14 protein-coding genes, 1 tRNA gene and 1 pseudogene are annotated in these 17,085 nt (G+C 66.4%); 8 read left to right on the forward strand and 8 right to left on the reverse strand.

What is annotated here, in order from left to right; translation table 11 throughout:
• Window positions 1-37: 37 nt before the first annotated feature.
• Both RCF34_RS19020 and RCF34_RS19025 read left to right on the forward strand, forming a co-directional pair.
• A complete protein-coding gene (locus RCF34_RS19020; RefSeq protein ID WP_308709581.1) occupies window positions 38-637 on the forward strand; it encodes a LysE/ArgO family amino acid transporter in 600 nt (199 codons plus the stop codon).
• Between the two features lie 62 nt (window positions 638-699).
• On the forward strand, window positions 700-1,665 hold the full coding sequence (locus tag RCF34_RS19025) for a hypothetical protein (RefSeq protein WP_308709582.1): 966 nt from the start codon (window positions 700-702) through the stop codon (window positions 1,663-1,665).
• 9 nt (window positions 1,666-1,674) lie between these two features.
• Here RCF34_RS19025 and RCF34_RS19030 read toward each other — a convergent pair whose 3' ends face one another.
• Entirely contained in the window at window positions 1,675-2,289 is a 615-nt protein-coding gene (locus RCF34_RS19030) for a pseudouridine synthase (protein ID WP_308709583.1), read from the reverse strand.
• 237 nt (window positions 2,290-2,526) lie between these two features.
• Between RCF34_RS19030 and RCF34_RS19035 the strand changes: the two genes are divergently transcribed.
• Window positions 2,527-3,558 (forward strand): MBL fold metallo-hydrolase, encoded by a 1,032-nt coding sequence (locus RCF34_RS19035; protein WP_308709584.1) that lies wholly within the window; start codon window positions 2,527-2,529, stop codon window positions 3,556-3,558.
• 54 nt (window positions 3,559-3,612) lie between these two features.
• On the opposite strand, the gene RCF34_RS19040 is transcribed toward RCF34_RS19035, so the two are convergent.
• Window positions 3,613-3,948 (reverse strand): protealysin inhibitor emfourin, encoded by a 336-nt coding sequence (locus tag RCF34_RS19040; protein WP_308709585.1) that lies wholly within the window; start codon window positions 3,946-3,948, stop codon window positions 3,613-3,615.
• Window positions 3,949-3,960: 12 nt separating this feature from the next.
• Window positions 3,961-5,022 carry a M4 family metallopeptidase gene (locus RCF34_RS19045; protein WP_308709586.1) on the reverse strand — a complete coding sequence of 354 codons (1,062 nt, stop codon included), beginning with the start codon at window positions 5,020-5,022 and terminating at the stop codon, window positions 3,961-3,963.
• Between the two features lie 134 nt (window positions 5,023-5,156).
• Here RCF34_RS19045 and RCF34_RS19050 point away from each other — a divergent pair.
• The 3 genes from RCF34_RS19050 (at window position 5,157) to RCF34_RS19060 (ending at window position 7,313) form a co-directional block, all read left to right on the forward strand.
• Window positions 5,157-5,230: transfer RNA gene (locus tag RCF34_RS19050), tRNA-Gly, on the forward strand.
• Between the two features lie 1,256 nt (window positions 5,231-6,486).
• A complete protein-coding gene (locus RCF34_RS19055; protein ID WP_308709587.1) occupies window positions 6,487-6,774 on the forward strand; it encodes a hypothetical protein in 288 nt (95 codons plus the stop codon).
• Window positions 6,775-6,941: 167 nt separating this feature from the next.
• The gene (locus RCF34_RS19060; RefSeq protein WP_308709588.1) at window positions 6,942-7,313 is read left to right on the forward strand and encodes a hypothetical protein; all 372 of its coding nucleotides are present in this window, start codon (window positions 6,942-6,944) and stop codon (window positions 7,311-7,313) included.
• A gap of 52 nt (window positions 7,314-7,365) precedes the next feature.
• Here RCF34_RS19060 and RCF34_RS19065 read toward each other — a convergent pair.
• Together RCF34_RS19065 and RCF34_RS19070 are read right to left on the reverse strand one after the other, a co-directional pair.
• Window positions 7,366-7,527, reverse strand: a pseudogene (locus tag RCF34_RS19065) (Presumed portal vertex protein); the annotation flags it as partial.
• A gap of 27 nt (window positions 7,528-7,554) precedes the next feature.
• A complete protein-coding gene (locus RCF34_RS19070) occupies window positions 7,555-9,732 on the reverse strand; it encodes an ATP-binding protein (protein WP_308709589.1) in 2,178 nt (725 codons plus the stop codon).
• Between the two features lie 245 nt (window positions 9,733-9,977).
• Between RCF34_RS19070 and cycA the strand changes: the two genes are divergently transcribed.
• The gene (cycA, locus tag RCF34_RS19075; RefSeq protein WP_308709590.1) at window positions 9,978-11,360 is read left to right on the forward strand and encodes a D-serine/D-alanine/glycine transporter; all 1,383 of its coding nucleotides are present in this window, start codon (window positions 9,978-9,980) and stop codon (window positions 11,358-11,360) included.
• Between the two features lie 15 nt (window positions 11,361-11,375).
• Here the strand turns inward: cycA and RCF34_RS19080 are convergent, their stop codons facing one another.
• From RCF34_RS19080 to RCF34_RS19090, 3 genes are all read right to left on the reverse strand, one after another.
• The gene (locus tag RCF34_RS19080; RefSeq protein ID WP_308709591.1) at window positions 11,376-12,647 is read right to left on the reverse strand and encodes a Y-family DNA polymerase; all 1,272 of its coding nucleotides are present in this window, start codon (window positions 12,645-12,647) and stop codon (window positions 11,376-11,378) included.
• Window positions 12,640-13,071 (reverse strand): translesion error-prone DNA polymerase V autoproteolytic subunit, encoded by a 432-nt coding sequence (locus RCF34_RS19085; protein WP_308709592.1) that lies wholly within the window; start codon window positions 13,069-13,071, stop codon window positions 12,640-12,642. Before RCF34_RS19085 ends, RCF34_RS19080 begins: the two co-directional genes overlap by 8 nt.
• Window positions 13,072-13,167: 96 nt before the next feature.
• A complete protein-coding gene (locus RCF34_RS19090; protein WP_308709593.1) occupies window positions 13,168-15,186 on the reverse strand; it encodes a methyl-accepting chemotaxis protein in 2,019 nt (672 codons plus the stop codon).
• Between the two features lie 177 nt (window positions 15,187-15,363).
• Between RCF34_RS19090 and RCF34_RS19095 the strand changes: the two genes are divergently transcribed.
• Window positions 15,364-16,827: a D-aminoacylase gene (locus tag RCF34_RS19095; protein ID WP_308709594.1), complete on the forward strand. Its 1,464-nt coding sequence runs from the start codon at window positions 15,364-15,366 to the stop codon at window positions 16,825-16,827.
• Window positions 16,828-17,085: the final 258 nt, after the last annotated feature.

A 17,085-nucleotide genomic window follows, 5' to 3' on the forward strand; every position in this document is an offset into this window, starting at 1 on the left:
GGCAGCCATTCCAGGACGACAGGGCGACACCCTCATAATGAACAGCTACTTCACCGGCCTGCTGACCATGGCCAGCCTCATCATGGCGCTGGGCGCGCAGAACACCTATCTGCTGGCCCAGGGGCTGCGGCGCGAGCACCATCTGGCCATCGCCGCCTTCTGCCTCACCTGCGACGTGATCCTGGTGGCCGCCGGAGTGCTGGGCCTGGCTGCGCTGATCCAGCATAGCCCGCTGCTGGTGGACATCCTGCGCTGGGGCGGCGCGGCCTTCCTGCTCTGGTACGGCGCCCAGGCGCTAAGGCGAGCCTGGCGGCCAGCAGCCATGGGCAATCTGGAGGCCGTGAGTCCGCGCAGTCGGCGCCAGGCACTGCTCGCCGCTGCCGCCGTTTCCCTGCTCAATCCCCATGTCTATCTGGACACGGTGCTGCTGGTGGGCTCCCTGGGCAGCCAGCAAGCCGCGCCCCTGGCCTATGTGTTCGGCGCCGCCACGGCCTCCATGCTGTGGTTTTTCGGTCTCGCCCTGGGCGCGGCCTGGGCCGCACCCTACCTGGCTCGTCCGGGGGTGTGGCGGCTGATCGACCTGCTGGTGGCCGGGGTGATGTTCGCGGTCGCGGCGCAGTTGCTGGTCTCGAGCTGAGGCTGGCCTTCCCCCGGCGAGCGCCCTAAGCTGCGGCTCTGCGTTCCCTGTCGAGAGTCCCTATGCCCTTCGCCCGCTCGCTCCGCAGTCAGAGCCTGTTCCTGTTCGGCGGCAGTCTGCTGCTGATGCTGCTGATCGCCCTGGCCGGCTTCGGCCTGCTCTCCCGCGAATTGCACCGCTACCAGCAGCTGATCGAGGGCCCGCTGGAGCGGCTGGTGGAGATCGACGACACCCACCTGACCTTCAAGATCCAGGTGCAGGAGTGGAAGAACCTTCTTCTGCGCGGTGGCGATGCCGACACCGCGGAACGCTATTGGCAGGCCTTTCTGACCCGCGAAGCCGAGGTCGATCAGCGGCTGCGACAGCTGGCCACCCGCGTCGATCCCGAATTGCAACCGCGGCTCCAGGCGCTGCGGGCCCAGCACGGGCACCTGGGCGAGCGCTATCGCGCCGGCCACACGGCCTATCTCGAACATGATCGCGATCCACGTCGCGGCGATGCCGAGGTCCGCGGTATCGACCGAGACACCGCCGAGGGTTTCGCCGCCCTGGTCGATGAACTGCACGGTCGTACCGCCGCGCAGATCGCCGCCATCCGCGCCGAGGCCCAGCGCGACATCCTGCTCGCCGGCCTGGCCCTGCTGCTCTGTGGCGGCGGCCTGCTGTTCCTCGGCGTACGGCTGGTGGAGCGCCGGCTGGTGGATCCGCTGGTGGCCTGCGCGCGGCAATTGGGGCTGCTGGCGCGCGGGCGCTTCGGCGAGCGCCTGCCCGGCGGGCGCGATGACGAACTGGGCCGCCTGACCCTCAGCACCAATCTCCTGCGCGACGCCGCCGTGCAGCACACCCACGAGCTGCGCCATCAGGCCAGCGAGGTGGGCGCCCTGAGCGCGCTGCTGGCCAGTCAGCTGCTGACCGAACCGGGACAGCCCGCGCGGGAGATCGATCCGCAGGTGCTCAAGGACGTCAGCCGCCGTCTCGCCGATATCGCCGGCGACCTGCAGGAGGCCGCCAGCCAGCGGCAGGATTGAGCTGCGGCGCTAGAGCTGCGCCGGCACTTCGCGCCACGCTCCCGGCGCCAGATCGTCCAGCGTCCAGGGGCCGATGCGCACGCGCACCAGGCGCAGGGTCGGCAGGCCGACGGCGGCGGTCATGCGCCGCACCTGGCGATTGCGCCCTTCGCGGATGGTCAGCTCGATCCAGGCGGTCGGCACGCTCTTGCGAAAGCGCACCGGCGGATCGCGCTCCCAGAGCACTGGCGGCTCCGCCAGCAGGCGAGCCTCGGCCGGCAGCGTGGGGCCGTCATTGAGTTCGACGCCCTGGCGCAGGCGCTGCAGTTGCGCTTCGCTGGGCATACCTTCCACCTGGGCCCAGTAGGTCTTGGGCAGCTTGTGCCTGGGATCGGCGATGCGCGCCTGCAACTGGCCATCGTTGGTCAGCAGGAGCAGGCCTTCGCTGTCGCGATCCAGGCGGCCAGCGGGATAGACGCCCGGCACCTCGACGAAGGCCTTCAGGGTCGCGCGGCCGTCGGCGGCGGCGAACTGGGTGAGCACATCGAAGGGCTTGTTGAGCAGCAGCAGCCGCGGCGTGACCGGCGGCGCCTTGGCCTGGCGACGCGGACGCTGGCCGGGGGTGGAACGGGTATTTCGCGACATGGGGATCGACGGCGGCTAGTAAGAACCTGTTCAAGGGCTCGCGAGCTAGAGCCAAACAAGGCGAAAATGGTTGAGGAAGCGGACCGGGCTCGCGCTCGAGTTTACAGAGAGTAAATGAGCATTCCGACCGGGCTGGCGATCCAGGACATTTTCAACGCCGTCTGGCCGACGCGCAGCAGACTTTGAATAGGCTCTTAGAGGTAATCTGGGCCATCTAGTCTATTCGTCCGAGGTCCCATGCGCATCTTTCGTCCGCTGTGGCTGATCCACCTGCTGACCCTGGCTGGCTGCGCCTCCTCCGCCTACGAGGGTCCGCGCTCCGATCACTTCGACGGCGCGCGCTTTCACAACCTGGCGCCGCGCGAGGACAAGAGCCTCTGGACGCTGCTGAAATGGCAGTTCAACCGCACTCGTCCCGAGTGGACCTGGCAGGAAGGGCCGCCCGTGCCGACGCGGCCAGCGGCCCGGGTTGAGGGTGGCGAATTGCGGGTGACCTTCGTCAACCATGCCACCCTGCTGATCCAGCACCAGGGTCTCAACATTCTCGCCGACCCGGTCTGGTCGGAGCGGGTCAGTCCCTTCAGCTTCATCGGCCCGCGGCGCTATCACGCCCCCGGCGTGGCCCTGGATGACCTGCCGCCACTGGACCTGATCTTTGTCAGCCACAGCCACTACGACCACATGGATCTGGCGACGCTGAGGCGCCTGGCCGAGCGCGCGCCCCTGACGCCGGTGGTGACGCCCCTGGGCAACGCCGAGCTGATCCGGCGCGAGACCGGCTTCGTCACCGTCAGCGAACTGGACTGGTGGCAGAGTCTGCCGCTCAAGGACGGCCTGCGCCTGCACCTGGTGCCCGGCCAGCACTGGTCAGCGCGCAGTCGCTTCGACACCAATCGCCGGCTGTGGGGTGGCTTCGTGCTGGAAGCGCCCACCGGACCGGTCTATTTCGCTGGCGATACCGGCTGGGGCCCGCACTTCGCGCAGATCCGCGAACGCCTGGGTGCACCGCGCTTCGCCGCCCTGCCCATCGGCGCCTATGAACCGCGCTGGTTCATGCAGGACAGCCACCTCAACCCGGACGATGCAGTACGCGCCCATCAGGCGCTGGGCGCAGCCAACAGCCTGGGCATCCATTTCGGCACCTTCTCCCTGAGCGACGAAGGGCAGTTCGCCCCGCCCCGCGACCTGGCCCATGCCCGGGCCCTGCATGACCTGACGGACGAAGCATTCAGGACCCTGGCGCCGGGTGAGGTCTGGTTGGTGCCCTAGGTTCCGTGCGGAAAGGGCCTGTGCTCGGCTCCTTTTCACGCAGAACCCGAAGCGCTACTCCACCAGCCCCTTGTCCCAGAGGCGCACCAGCTCGCTGGGCGCACGGTCCTCGGGGATCAGCAGCGTCAGCTCGTCCTGCTGCTCCGCGGGCTGCGGGCTAAAGCGCAGTTCCACCTTGAAGTAGCGCTGATCGCCCCGCCCGACCTGGGTCGGTTCGCCGGACTCCGGCAGGCAACGCTCCAGCACCGAGCAGATGCGCCCACGCTGGGCACTGTCGTACTGACCGAATTCGATCTCCCGCGGCTTGCTCAGCGCATGCAGGGGCGCGAAGCCCCCCTGTCGCGAGAGTCGCACCACGGTGTCCTTGCCCAGCGGGGGAAGTTCGCGCATTGCCCTGCTCCTCTAGCTAAGAGTGACGCCCACGCCGGCCCAGGCCTCCTCGACCGCACGGACCTCGGCTGACTCGGCGCCGAAGCGGCGACCGGCGTTGGAAACGGTGAGCCGGGCGAAGGCGGCGAAATCCGCATCGTTGGCCAGGCGACTGTCGCAGAGGGTGTCGTACCAGATCGGCCCGGCCTTTTCCCAGGCGTAGCCCCCCAGGGCCACCGCGGCCAGATAGAACGCCCGGTTGGGAATGCCCGAGTTGAGGTGGACACCGCCATTGTCTTCGCGGGTCTCGATGTAGTCGTGCATATGCCCGGGCTGGGGATCCTTGCCCAGGGTCGGATCGTCGTAGGCGGTGCCAGGCTCGGCCATGGACCTCAGGCCCTTGCCGTTGATCTTCCGGGTCAGCAGCCCGGCGCCGATGATCCAGTCCGCTTCGGCGGCGGTCTGCTTGAGTTGGTACTGCTTGACCAGGATGCCGAAGACATCGGAGACCGACTCGTTGAGCGCGCCGGACTGATTGAAATACACCAGTCCCGCCTCGCTCTCGGTGACGCCATGCACCAGTTCGTGGGCGATGACGTCGAGGGCGATGGTGAAACGGTTGAAGATCTCGCCGTCGCCATCGCCGAACACCATCTGCTCGCCGTTCCAGAAGGCGTTCTGGTAGTCCTGGCCATAGTGCACGGTACCGGCCAGCGGCAGGCCCTGGCCATCGATGGAATTGCGACCGAAGACCTCGTTGAAGAACGTGAAGGTGGCGCCCAGGTAGTCATAGGCCTCGTCCACCGCCACATCGCTCAGCGCCGGTTGTCCTTCCTGGCGCACCAGGCGCCCGGGCAGCTGCATGGCATTGCCGGCGTCGAAGATGCTGCGCTGCGGACTGGCGTCATCGGTGCGCGGCAGCGGCCCGACCGGCGCCTGGCGTACCCCGGGCCGACCGGGATTGTGCAGCAGACTCTGGACGTGACTCAGGGTGGTCAGGGCGCAGGAACGCTGGTGCTCGTCGCCATGATCGATGATGCGCCCAAGAATGTAGGGGGGAATCACCCCCTGGTAGGTACCCAGGTTACGAGACATGCGCGCGCTCCTCCTCTGGGGGACAGAGTCCCCGATCACCGCTGCGTGCGGTCCGTGTTTCTTGGACCACGAAACGACCAGACGGCTCCCGCCTCTTCACCCGGAGGCAGGCTTCTGGTACAAAGGCACCCCACGCGGGCGTCGTATAATGGCATTACCTGAGCTTCCCAAGCTCATGACGAGGGTTCGATTCCCTTCGCCCGCTCCAGATTCCATGCGGCTTTCAGCAGTTTTCATTGATAGCTAAATAGCTTCGGGGGCCTTTTGGGGGCCGTTTGTAACCCAGTGCGCCAGGGTGTACAGCTGAGCGTGAGGGAGACTGGAGACGGCTGGATGCCTGACCATCGAACCCTGCCCACTGGCCTTATCCCCTTTTTATGTTCGACCAAGGGGATTGCGTTACTTCCGTTACCCGCCTGCCTTTCCTCGCTCAAAAGCCCGCCCACAAGCTTTCCAGCCCTTCTTCCTGCCGTTACTTTTCCGTTACTTCATCATTCTTTAGTAACAGTTTTCACTGTTACTTTTAAAGAAATAGAAACCGCTCAAAATCAATGTTTAAGAAAAGCAACGATAGAGATAACGGCTGAGTAACGGTCACGAAATAGGCAGCGAGCCCAATGATGACGCGGGCTCTGGCTGCTCAGATTCTCCCCAAGGAACGGAAGTAACGCCCCGCACCACCCCGTATAGGATTTGAGCCAGGTCACGCCTGTAGCTAGGGACTGGTGATGCAGGACAAGCTGCGAAAGTGGGCCCAGAACTGCCGCTTGCGCTTGAGCGAACCGTAGGGGGCTGAAAGAGACTCTGCTCATAGCAAGCAGAGGCCGATCAAGGTGAACAGCGCCGGCAAGACCAGACTCGCGTCGTATGTGGAAGGCTTCTTCCCATCCACATACGAAGTGGAGACGACCGTGTATGTGCTTGAAGGGGCGCCTGCTCCGCTAGTCATCATTACGATCACAGCTCCCAGCAGAGCAATGGCATCCCACGATGCCTACCAGCATCAAGTGCTCGATATCTCCTACATGACGAAGGTGGCTTCCTACCTGCTTCATGTCGTCCGCACAGGGCTATGCGCCATGCGCTCTCAAAAGGTCTTGTGGTGCAGGGATTCGCAGGTAATTCCACGCCCTCCGAGGCTTCCTTCAGCCCAGCCATGGCGTGCAATAGGGCGACATGCAGGGCCGCAGGAAAAGCCACACATTTAGATCGCGGGCGGGGGGACGGCGCGCGCCAGGTGCAGTCTCGCCTCGTCCAGCCGGCCTGGCGGTTCCTGTATCCTTGGTGACTCGTTCGTGAGCCTGGCCCGATCCGCGCTCTTACTCCCTTCTTTCTGCTAATTGTCACCGTTGAAGCCAGTCATTAGCTATTCGCCGGACCGGTGGTGATAGTGGCCACTGAACGTAAGGTTCGGGCCGACCTCCCATGCCTGAGACCACTCTGGTCTCCTTGAGAGGTAGTGCCGTGATCATCGAAATGCGTACCTGGGCCCGGATAGGCTCGACAGGCGCGAGCCCCCGAGCAACCGCACCACTGTCAGTGCTGCAACACTCGATCAACAGCCTTCACACCGCCAATCAATTGCGGAAGCAAGAAATTAGGCAATCATTAGCACAGGCTGCTGAGCCCGGTCCTATCAAACCGCAAGATCCGGACCTGCTTGAGGGTTCAGAAGCACCGGATGTCGACGAAGAAGTCAATCCGGGTGAGGTTGATGATCAGACTGGTGCAGGCGATCCCCTGAACCGTTGATACAAACGTCATGCGGACCTAGGTAACGCTAGCTCTTTGCCTCTTCGCTTGGCTGGCAAAGGCGCCTGTCGAGCGCCGCAAAGATGTAATGGTCTCTGTGCCACGGTGGTAGCACGACCCTGAAAGCGGTAACCACCCTGCCCCCTATCGGGCAGGAAGGATAAAATATGTCCTTCTTTTTGAGCGGTATCGGCAACTTGCAGATACTGCTGGACAATTGTCTGCAACGCGAGCGTGACTATTTTAGTCAGCCCGATGGACACCGGCGCTGCCCTGATCCGTTCGTGTTCGTGCGAGCCGCACTTATCTACCGCAAGCGGCAGGACACAGGTGGCGAACGGGCAATCTGCGAGCGATGGGACCTCATCCTACAAGATTTTGAGCGCCAGGCGCAGGCGGTAGAAATGACCGGGCGTGATGACGCCCTGGGTCTGCAACTGCGTAATCGCAAGCAGCTGTTGGAGCGGCGCGACGCGACTCAGATGCGATTGCTGCCGGGGCAACGCAAGCCTGGTCGGACGTTTGGTTCTGAACGATGAACCCAAGCGGGTAGAATCGCTTTGTAGACAGGCTGGATCTTCGCACTAGGGCTTAATTTTTTGCGTTGACCCACTGATACTGCCGGAAGCGGATCACCTCCTTGCCCAGCCAGTCATTGACCTGGGCAAGCCGCGCCTGCAGCGGCTGCAGTTGGTTGGCGGCGTATACCTCCGCGGCCTCCCTGATTGGGCCGAACCCTCCCGCATCCTGCGGCGGCCAAGGTTTTTGCGCGCGCGAAACCTATCCTGCCACCAATCCCTTCACCCGCTGCGCCAGGGCCTCCACCGCGAAGGGCTTGGTGAGGATCGCCATGCCCGGTTCCAGGTAGCCGTCGCTGAGCAGCGAGGTTTCGGCGAAGCCGGTGATGAACAGCACCTTGAGCGCCGGACGCTGGACGCGGGCGGCATCGGCCAGTTGGCGACCGTTCATGCCGCCGGGGAGGCCGACGTCGGTGACCAGCAGATCGATGCGGGCATCGGAATGCAGCACTTCCAGGCCGCCGGCGCCATCGGCGGCCTCGATGATGACGTAGCCCAGCTCGCGCAGCAGATCGGTCACCAGCATGCGCACCGTGGGTTCGTCGTCGACCACCAGCACCGTGGCATGGGCGCCCTCCAGCCGACAGGGCGGGCCCTCTGCGAGGGGCGAGCCGCACGGTCGTTCCACCGGTCGCAGGGGCAGGTAAAGACAGACGGTGGTGCCTTCGCCTGACGTCGAGCGTAGCCGCAACTGGCCGCCCGACTGGCGGGCGAAACCATAGATCATCGACAGCCCAAGGCCCGTGCCCTGCCCCATGGGCTTGGTGGTGAAGAAGGGCTCGAAGGCCTTGGCGGCGACCTCCGGTGTCATGCCGCTGCCAGTGTCGGTCACGCTCAGGTGCAGATAGCGTCCAGGTGCCAGTTCGAAATCCCGGGTATCCGCCTCGCCGAGGGTGCGATGACTGGCGGCGATGAGGATGCGCCCGCCATTGGGCATGGCGTCGCGCGCGTTGATGCACAGATTGAGCAGGGCGTTCTCCAGCTGGGACTGGTCCACCAGCAGCGGCTGGTCGTCCGGCAGGCTAGTGAATTGCACCTGGATGGCCGGCCCCACGGTGCGCTGCACCAGGTCGAGCATGCCGCCCACCAGCTGGTTGACTACCGTGGCCTCGGGGGCCAGGGTCTGGCGGCGGGCGAAGGCCAGCAGCCGGTGGGTCAGGGCCGCGGCACGCTTGGCGCTGCCCTGGGCGGCCGTCAGGTACTTTTCCAGTTCGGTGAAGCGCCCCTGGCCGATGCGCAGGCTCATGAGGTCGAGGCTACCGGAGATCCCCGCGAGCAAATTGTTGAAATCATGGGCCAGGCCGCCAGTGAGCTGGCCGACCGCTTCCATCTTCTGTGACTGGCGCAGGGCTTCTTCCGAGCGGCGCAGTTCTTCGGTGCGCTCTTCGACGCGCTGCTCGAGGGTGGCAGTGAGGTCGCGCAGCTCCGCCAGGGCCCGGTCGCGCTCGTCGGCCAGGGCACGGCGGGCATTCACATCCAGCAGTACGCCAGGAAAGCGCAGCGGGGTGCCGTCCGGAGCCAGTTCGACGTGGCCGTTGGCCTCCAGCCAGTAGTAGCGGCCATCACTGCGGCGGACCCGGTACTGGTGGGCATAGCGCCCACCGCGGCCGATGACGTCGGCGATGGCCGCGGCCAGGCCGGCCTGGTCGTCCGGGTGGACGGTGGCCACCACCTGCGCCAGGCTCAGGCCATCGCGGCCCAGCGCCGGATCGAGGCCGAAATTGAGCGCGAAGGCCTCGTCGACGGTGAATCTGTCGGTGGGCAGATCCCAGTACCAGGTGCCGATGATGGCGCCGGCGGCGAGGGCCAGCTGCACGCGCTCGGCGGCGGCCAGCACGCTGCTCTCCGCGGCGCGCGCGCTGTCGCGCTCGTCGATGCGCGCCGAGAGTTCCTGTTCGAGGGTCAGGTTGTGCCGGCGCAGGGCGGCCTCCGCCACATCGCGCTGATGGTGGGCCTGGACGCTGGCAGTAGTCTCGGTGGTGATGTTGAGCATACCGACGATGGCCTCGCCGTCCCGCAGCGGGCTGTAGGAAAAGGTCCAGTAGGTGTCCTCGGGATAGCCGTTGCGGGTCATCACGAAGTGCTTGTCGACGAAGTGCAGCGCCTCGCCGGACAGCGTCCGCTCGATCAGCGGCGCGATCTCGTCCCACAACTCCACCCACACGTCCTGGATCGGCTGCCCCAGCGCCGCGGGATGGCGGGCGCCGAGAAAGGGGGCGTAGGCCTGGTTGTAGATCAGCGTCTGCTCCGCGCCCCAGGTGGCGCACATGGCGAAGGGGGACGCCATCAGCAGCTCGTAGGTGGTCCGGAGGGCCACGGGCCAGCTGGCGCGCGCGCCCAGTGGCGTGGTTTCCCAGGCGAAACTTTCGAGATAGGACAAGGGACGACTCACTGGCAGAGGCACTGAGGGATCTCGTGGCCGTCCGGGTCCGCCGCGAGGGCCCGGATGGCCATGATAGGCAGGTACGAGCATCCCCGCCAGAGCTCCAGGTGACCGACGGCGCCGCCATGCCCGTCAGTGGCAGCCCGGCCCTGCGGCATGCTGTCCCGGTGAAACGACTGGCATGCCCGCCGTGCATCTCTTACCGTGTGCCCCCCGCTGTCGCTGTCAGGTATCCGCTCGTCATGTCCGCGTCTCCCACCCCGCCCGAGGGGCTGCAACGCAGCCTGTCCAATCGCCATCTGCAACTGATCGCCATCGGCGGCGCCATAGGCACCGGCCTGTTCATGGGTTCGGGCAAGACCATCGCCCTGGCCGGCCCCTCGATCCTGCTGGTCTATCTGATCATCGGCGGCGCCCTGTTCTTTGTCATGCGCGCCCTGGGCGAACTGCTGCTGTCGGACCTGGACTACAAGTCCTTCATCGACTTCTGCACCGACCTCCTCGGGCCCTGGGCCGGCTTCTTCTGCGGCTGGACCTACTGGTTCTGCTGGATCGTCACCGCCATCGCCGATGTCATCGCCATCGCCGCCTATGCCCAGTTCTGGTTTCCCAGCCTCGCACCCTGGATCCCGGCGCTGCTCTGCGTACTGCTCCTGCTGGGGCTCAACCTGGTCACGGTACGGCTGTTCGGCGAACTGGAATTCTGGTTCGCCCTGATCAAGATCGTCGCCATCTGCGCCCTGATCGTCACCGGATTCGGCCTGGTGCTCTGGGGCTTCCGATCGCCCTCGGGCAACGTCGCCAGCCTGGCCAATCTGTGGAACGACGGCGGCGTCTTTCCCATGGGGCTGGGCGGTTTCTTCGCCGGTTTCCAGATCGCCGTCTTCGCCTTCGTCGGCATCGAGCTGGTGGGCACCACCGCCGCCGAGACCGCCGATCCCCGGCGCAACCTGCCGCGGGCAATCAACTCCATTCCGGTGCGCATCCTGGTGTTCTATGTGCTGGCGCTGGTGGTGATCATGGCGGTGACGCCCTGGCGCCAGGTGGTGCCGGACAAGAGTCCCTTCGTCGAACTCTTCGTGCTGGCCGGCGTGCCCATGGCCGCCAGCCTGATCAATTTCGTGGTGTTGACCTCGGCCACCTCCTCGGCCAACAGCGGCATCTTTTCCACCAGCCGGATGCTCTATGGCCTGGCCCGCGAAGGCCATGCGCCGCGCGGTCTCACCCGCCTCTCGCGGGCGGCGGTGCCGGCGCGCGGGCTGGTGCTGTCCTGCCTGTGCCTGCTGCTGGGCACCGTGCTGATCTACCTGATCCCCAACCTGGTCACCGCCTTCACCCTGGTCACCACCCTGGCCGCGGTGCTGTTCATGTTCGTCTGGTCGCTGATCCTGCTGGCCTGGCTGGCGTACCGCCGCAACCGTCCGGAGCGCCATGCCGCCTCGGCCTTCCGCCTGCCCGGCGGGCGCTGGGTGTGCTACGGGGTGCTGGCCTTCTTCGCCGCGGTGCTGGTCCTGCTGACCCTGCAGGACGACACCCGCCAGGCGCTGCTGGCCAGTCCGCTGTGGTTCCTGCTACTGGGGGTTGGCTACTGGTGGCGCGGGCGGCAGGCGGTGCGCGCCGGCTAGACAGACGCAGGCCGCTCAGCCCACCGTCCAGAGTTCATCGAGACGCGTGGTGTAGCGCGGGCTGAGCAGGTCACGGCGCATCTGCCAGGCGGGATCGCGTGGAATCCGCGCCGGTCTCAGGGTCTCGCGACCGAACCGGCCATTGATGGCGTCCAGGGTCGCCATCAGCCGCGCAGCGGCCGGATCCGGAGCGGCGACGAAGAGATCCGCCGCCACCTCGCTACGACCGCAGAGATCGAGCAGCAGCACCTCGGCCTTGGCATAGCCGAAGCCGTCGCGGAAGATCTCGCGCAGGCCCGCCTGGGCCTGGTCGTTGAGCACCCGGGTGTCGTCGCTGGGCGCCGGCAGGTTGAGCAGGGCGGCATTGGCGTAGCGGTCGTCGTCGGCGCCGTGCATGCCGGTCTGGATACTGACCCTCAGGGTGCGACAGAGCGAGCCCTGGGCGCGCAGCTTTTCCGCGGCGCGCGCGGTATAGCTGGCCACCGCCTCGGCCAGGGCGCCGAACTGGTACTGGCGGCGACCGAACATGCGACTGCTGCAGATCGTCTGCCGCGGCGCTTCCAGTTCTTCCAGGCTCAGGCAGGGCAGTCCGCGCAACTCCCGCGCGGTCTTTTCCAGCACCACACTGTAGCGCTGGCGCAGCGACCAGGCATCCTGCCCGGCCAATTGCCAGGCCGTGGTGACGCCCTCCCCGCGGAGGCGCGCGGCCAGGCGCCGGCCGACCCCCCAGACGTCTTCGATGGGCGAGTGCTTGAGCACCCAGTCGTGCACCGCCGGGGCGCGCAGATCAAGCACCCCGCCGGTGCGCTCCGGCCAGCGCTTGGCGGCGGCATTGGCCAGCTTGGCCAGGGTCTTGGTGCCGGCGATGCCGACGCTGACCGGAATGCCCGTCCACTTCTGCACCCGCGCCTGCAGGCGATGACCGAGGGCGTCCAGGGGTTCGGGCAGGCCGGCCAGATCGGCGAACACCTCGTCGATGCTGTAGCGCTCCAGGCGCGGCACCAGGGTCGCCAGGGTGCGCATCACCCGATCGGCGAGGTCGCCATAGAGGGCGTAGTTGGAACTGAAGGCCTCGACCTCGCCGCGCTGGGCCAGTTCGCGCACCTGGAACCAGGGCGCGGCCATGGCGATGCCCAGGCGCTTGGCCTCGGCCGAGCGGGCGATGACGCAGCCGTCGTTGTTCGACAGCACCACCACCGGCCGCTGGGCGAGATCGGGGCGGAAGACCCGCTCGCAACTGCAATAGAAGGCGTTGCAGTCGATCAGCGCCAGCACCGCTTCAGCCATGGCCGAAGCGTCTCAGGCTGTGGGTGGCCACGCCCCAGACTTCGAAGTCGTCGCGCTCGCCGATGACCAGGGGCGCATAGGCGGGATTTTCCGCCAGCAGGACGAAGTGGGCGCCGCGCCGGCCGAGGCGCTTGAGGGTGGGCTCGCGATCGCGCACCGCCACCACGATGTCGCCGACCCGTGCCGGCCGGGCGCGATCGACGATCACCAGGTCGCCGGCAAAGATCCCGGCGCCGGTCATGCTGTCGCCGCTGACCTGGATGACATAGGTGTGGGGCGCGCGCAGGTCGACCAGTTCGTCCAGCGAGACCTGGCGCTCCAGATGATCCTGGGCCGGCGAGGGAAAGCCGCACGGCAGGCGAAAATCATAGAGCGGCAGCCGGGTGTCGGACGACTCCAGGCTACCCAGGACGGTAACGGACATGACAAGGCGCTCCTGCGGATAACTGTCTATTTATACAGTCATCCTCAGCCGCCGTGTTGTAAAGTCCGACCTAATCTCCGCCGATGAGCGGCGCCATCAGGCGCTGAGGCGAAAGCGCGAGACGATGCCGCGCAGGTCCTGGGAGAGGCCAGCCAGGCGTTCGGCGGTACCGGCATCGGACTCGATGCCGCTCAGGACCTGCAGGGTGCTGGCGCGGATGCCGGTGGTGTTGCGGTTGATGTCTTCGGAGACCACCGCCTGCTGTTCCGCGGCACTGGCGATCTGCACGTTGACGTCGACGATGCGCTCCACGGCGGCGCCGATGCTGGTCAGGCTGACGCTGGCCTGCTCGGCGGCCGCGACGCCGGTCAGGGCGTGGCCGCAGCTGGCCTGCATCTGCCCGACGGCCTCGCCCGTGGCGGTCTGCAACTGCTCGATGATACGGCGGATTTCCTCCGTGGAGGTCTGGGTGCGCGAGGCCAGGGTACGAACCTCGTCGGCCACTACGGCGAAGCCGCGGCCCTGCTCGCCGGCCCGGGCCGCCTCGATGGCGGCGTTGAGCGCCAGCAGGTTGGTCTGCTCGGCGATGGTGCGGATCACCGCGATGACGCCACCGATGGCCTGGCTGTGGCTTTCCAGGGCCGCGACCTTGGTGGCGCTGAGATCCACATCGGCGGCCAGGGCCTCGATGGCCTGCTGCGTCTGCTGCATCACTCGGGTGCCATCGCGGGTGGCCTGATCGGCCTGCTGGGCCGCAGCGACGGCGCCTTCGGTATTGTTGGCGACGTCCGCCACGCTGGCGGTCATCTCGGTGATGGCGGTGGCCACCTGATCGGTCTCGCCCTGTTGCGTCTGCATGGTCGAACGCGACTGGCCGATGGAACAGGCCAGGGATCCCGAAGCCTGGGCGACCGCATGGGACGCCTGATCGACTTCGCGCAGCGAGCGGCCGAAGGCCTCCAGCATCTCATCCAGGCTACGGCCGATGTCGGCGATTTCGTCACGACCAGGCAAGGCGGCACGGCGACACAGATCGCCCTGGGCAGCCGCGGCGGTCACCCCGACCAGTTCGGCGATTCCCAGGCGCAGGGCCTGGTAGATCCCGGCGAAGGTGTAGACCAGCAACAGCAGAGCGCCGAGGATCGTGCCCAGCACCAGATTGCGCAGGTGGGTCACATGGCCCAGACGCTTGGCCAGTAACTGCGACAGCAGGCCTTGCGCCTCTTCCTGACCCTTGTAGTAGCGGGCGACCACGGCATTGCCCTGGATACCCAGGGCGCGACCGGAGACCGTGCCTTCGTTGGTCATGGCGGCCAGCATGCCCTGGCGGAAGTTGGCATAGTCATCCGCCGCCTGGGCCAGGGAGCCCTTTAGCTGCTGAGCCAGATCCGGCGCCTGACGCGCCAGGAGTTTGAGGCCCTGCTCCAGTTCATCGGCGGTCTGCCGCTCCTGGCGCACCACGCTGCGCGCCAGATTCAGACTGGCTGGATCGAACTTGTTGGTGGCGCTCAGGCCGGTGGCCAAGCCGCGCAGCTGACCGATGAGGTTGATCTCTCGCGGCAGGCGCAGCGAGGTGATGTCGATGAGAAAGAGACTGGTGTAGTCGGAATCCAGCGTCAGGCCCGACGTGGCCGAGACGTAGTAGAAGAAGTTGAGGGTCTGGGTCAGCTGCTCGTTCCAGGCCTCGAACACCTCCAGCGAGGTGCCCGAGGCCCCCTGCATCAGGCGCTCGGCGCCCAGTCGCAACTGACCGACGCGGTCGCCCGTCTCCAGCTGGATACCGAGGTCGCGATCCAAGCGGCCAAGGTCGTCGTAGGCCTTGAGCAGGTTGTCGCGGTTGCTCTGCCAATCCTGCTGGGCCGAGGTGTCACCATCCTGGAGGCGCTTGGTCAGGGCGCGCTGCAACATGCTCAGCCGCGCGATGGGCGTCAGTTGCGTCAGATACCTCTGACCCTCGATCTCCTGCACCAGACCGAGTCGCTGCTCCTGGATGTCCTGATAGATATAGGCACTGAGAAACAGCAACGGCACCAGAACGATGGCGGCCAGGCAGGCGAACTTGGCGGGGAATCTCATTCGATTCATTATCGTTACGGCAGGGGTTAGCAGATGCATGGCGGGCTCACGGCAGGCGGCAGGAAGGCACTTGGGCTCATACCGCCCAATTTGTGACGCAATAGACAGAAATTCCTGTAACAGTTTCATCGCTATCCGCCTGCCGCTTCGTTTATACGGCCCTTTGCCACTCGACGGTCGAAAGACGTCCCCCAACGGTCGCAGAAAGGCTCTAGCATGCATGATGTAGTAATTCTCAATGCCCTTGTGCTGGATGGTCGAGACCGTCCGGGCCGGGTTCTCGACGTGGCGATTGCCGATGAGCGTATCCAGGCACTCGGTCAGCTGGCCGGACAACCAGCACGGGAGGTCCGCGACGGCAGCGGCTTGGTGCTGGCGCCTGGCTTCATCGATGTCCATACCCACGACGACACCATGGTCATCCGCCGCCCCCAGCAGTTGCCCAAGCTCAGCCAGGGGGTGACCACCGTGGTCGTGGGCAACTGCGGCATCAGCGCCGCCCCGGTGCGGCTGCGCGGCGAACCGCCGGACCCATTGAACCTGCTCGGTCCGGCCGCGGTCTTCGGCTATCCCACCTTCGCCGCCTATCGCGCGGCGGTGGAACAGGCGCGGCCCGGCGTCAACGTCGCCGCCCTGGTCGGCCACACGGCGTTGCGCAGCAATCACCTGGACGATCTCCAGCGTGCCGCTACCCCGGCGGAAATCGCCGCCATGCGCCTCGAATTGCGCGAAAGCCTGGCCGCCGGTGCCCTGGGGCTTTCCAGCGGCCTGGCCTATGCCTCCGCCGCGGCGGCGCCGACCTCAGAGGTGGCCCAGTTGGCCGCGGAGCTGGACGCCGTGGGCGGACTCTATGCCACCCACTTGCGCAGCGAATTCGCCGCGGTGCACGAGGCCCTAGAGGAAGCCCTGGACATCGGTCGCCAGGCACGGGCACCGGTGGTGGTCTCCCACTTCAAGTGCGCCGGGGTGGACAACTGGGGGCGCGCACCGGAATTGCTCGGCGCCCTGGAACGGGCCGCCCGGACCCAACCGGTCGGCTGCGACTGCTATCCCTATGCCGCCAGCTCTTCCACCCTGGATCTCAGGCAGGTCACCGACCGGCATCGCATCACCATCACCTGGTCCACCCCGCATCCCGAATGCAGCGGCCGCGACCTGGCCGCCATCGCCGCCGACTGGGGCCTGGATCTGCAGGCCGCCGCGCGCCGCCTGCAACCGGCTGGCGCCGTCTACTACGGCATGAGCGAGGCCGACGTGCAGCTGATCCTCGCCCATCCGCTGAGCATGATCGGCTCCGACGGCCTGCCCGAGGACCCCTTCCCCCATCCGCGCCTGTGGGGCGCCTTTCCGCGGGTGCTGGGTCATTTCAGCCGCGACCTCGGCCTCTTTCCGCTGCACACCGCCGTGCACAAGATGACCGGCCTGTCGGCCGCCCGCTTCGGCCTCAGGGGCCGCGGCTTGATCGAGCCGGGCGCCCAGGCCGACCTGGTGCTGTTCGATCCCCGGCGCATCCGTGACGTGGCCGACTTCAGCGAGCCGCAACGGCCTGCCGAAGGCATCCACGCCGTCTGGGTGAATGGCCGCCTGGCCTACGTCCCGGACCAGGCCGTTGGCGAACGCCATGGCTGCTTCCTGCCACGCGCCGGCGATCTGCGGCACGGCTTCCCGCGCCCCGCCTGAGCGCTACCGGGTAACGCCTCGACCTGGTGCACCGTCGTTACCTTCCGCCACCTCCCGGTGCCCCCTGAAGCACCGGGAACCCCCCTGCTGCCTGTCGCTCACGCCAAGCCCTTGATTTGCAACGCCGGGCGAATAGCTGGCACAGTCACTGCAATCCACTCCGTTGTTACGAACATAGTTCCGCTATAACGGAAACGGAGATACGCTATGACAGGCAAGACGAAGGGGTGGAAAACGCTGGCGCTGCTGGTCGGCCTG

This window comes from Pseudomonas sp. 102515 (genome assembly GCF_031085165.1).
Classification (GTDB): domain Bacteria; phylum Pseudomonadota; class Gammaproteobacteria; order Pseudomonadales; family Pseudomonadaceae; genus Chryseomonas.

Bases quoted from the DNA above. Each gene is read 5' to 3' on its own strand.
- RCF34_RS19095 (WP_308709594.1), top strand. From the start codon at position 15,364: ATGCATGATGTAGTAATTCTCAATGCCCTTGTGCTGGATGGTCGAGAC.
- RCF34_RS19040 (WP_308709585.1), bottom strand. From the start codon at position 3,948: ATGCGCGAACTTCCCCCGCTGGGCAAGGACACCGTGGTGCGACTCTCG.
- RCF34_RS19080 (WP_308709591.1), bottom strand. From the start codon at position 12,647: ATGGCTGAAGCGGTGCTGGCGCTGATCGACTGCAACGCCTTCTATTGC.
- RCF34_RS19020 (WP_308709581.1), top strand. From the start codon at position 38: ATGAACAGCTACTTCACCGGCCTGCTGACCATGGCCAGCCTCATCATG.
- cycA (WP_308709590.1), top strand. From the start codon at position 9,978: ATGTCCGCGTCTCCCACCCCGCCCGAGGGGCTGCAACGCAGCCTGTCC.
- RCF34_RS19060 (WP_308709588.1), top strand. From the start codon at position 6,942: ATGTCCTTCTTTTTGAGCGGTATCGGCAACTTGCAGATACTGCTGGAC.
- RCF34_RS19030 (WP_308709583.1), bottom strand. From the start codon at position 2,289: ATGTCGCGAAATACCCGTTCCACCCCCGGCCAGCGTCCGCGTCGCCAG.
- RCF34_RS19045 (WP_308709586.1), bottom strand. From the start codon at position 5,022: ATGTCTCGTAACCTGGGTACCTACCAGGGGGTGATTCCCCCCTACATT.
- RCF34_RS19025 (WP_308709582.1), top strand. From the start codon at position 700: ATGCCCTTCGCCCGCTCGCTCCGCAGTCAGAGCCTGTTCCTGTTCGGC.
- RCF34_RS19035 (WP_308709584.1), top strand. From the start codon at position 2,527: ATGCGCATCTTTCGTCCGCTGTGGCTGATCCACCTGCTGACCCTGGCT.
- RCF34_RS19090 (WP_308709593.1), bottom strand. From the start codon at position 15,186: ATGCATCTGCTAACCCCTGCCGTAACGATAATGAATCGAATGAGATTC.
- RCF34_RS19085 (WP_308709592.1), bottom strand. From the start codon at position 13,071: ATGTCCGTTACCGTCCTGGGTAGCCTGGAGTCGTCCGACACCCGGCTG.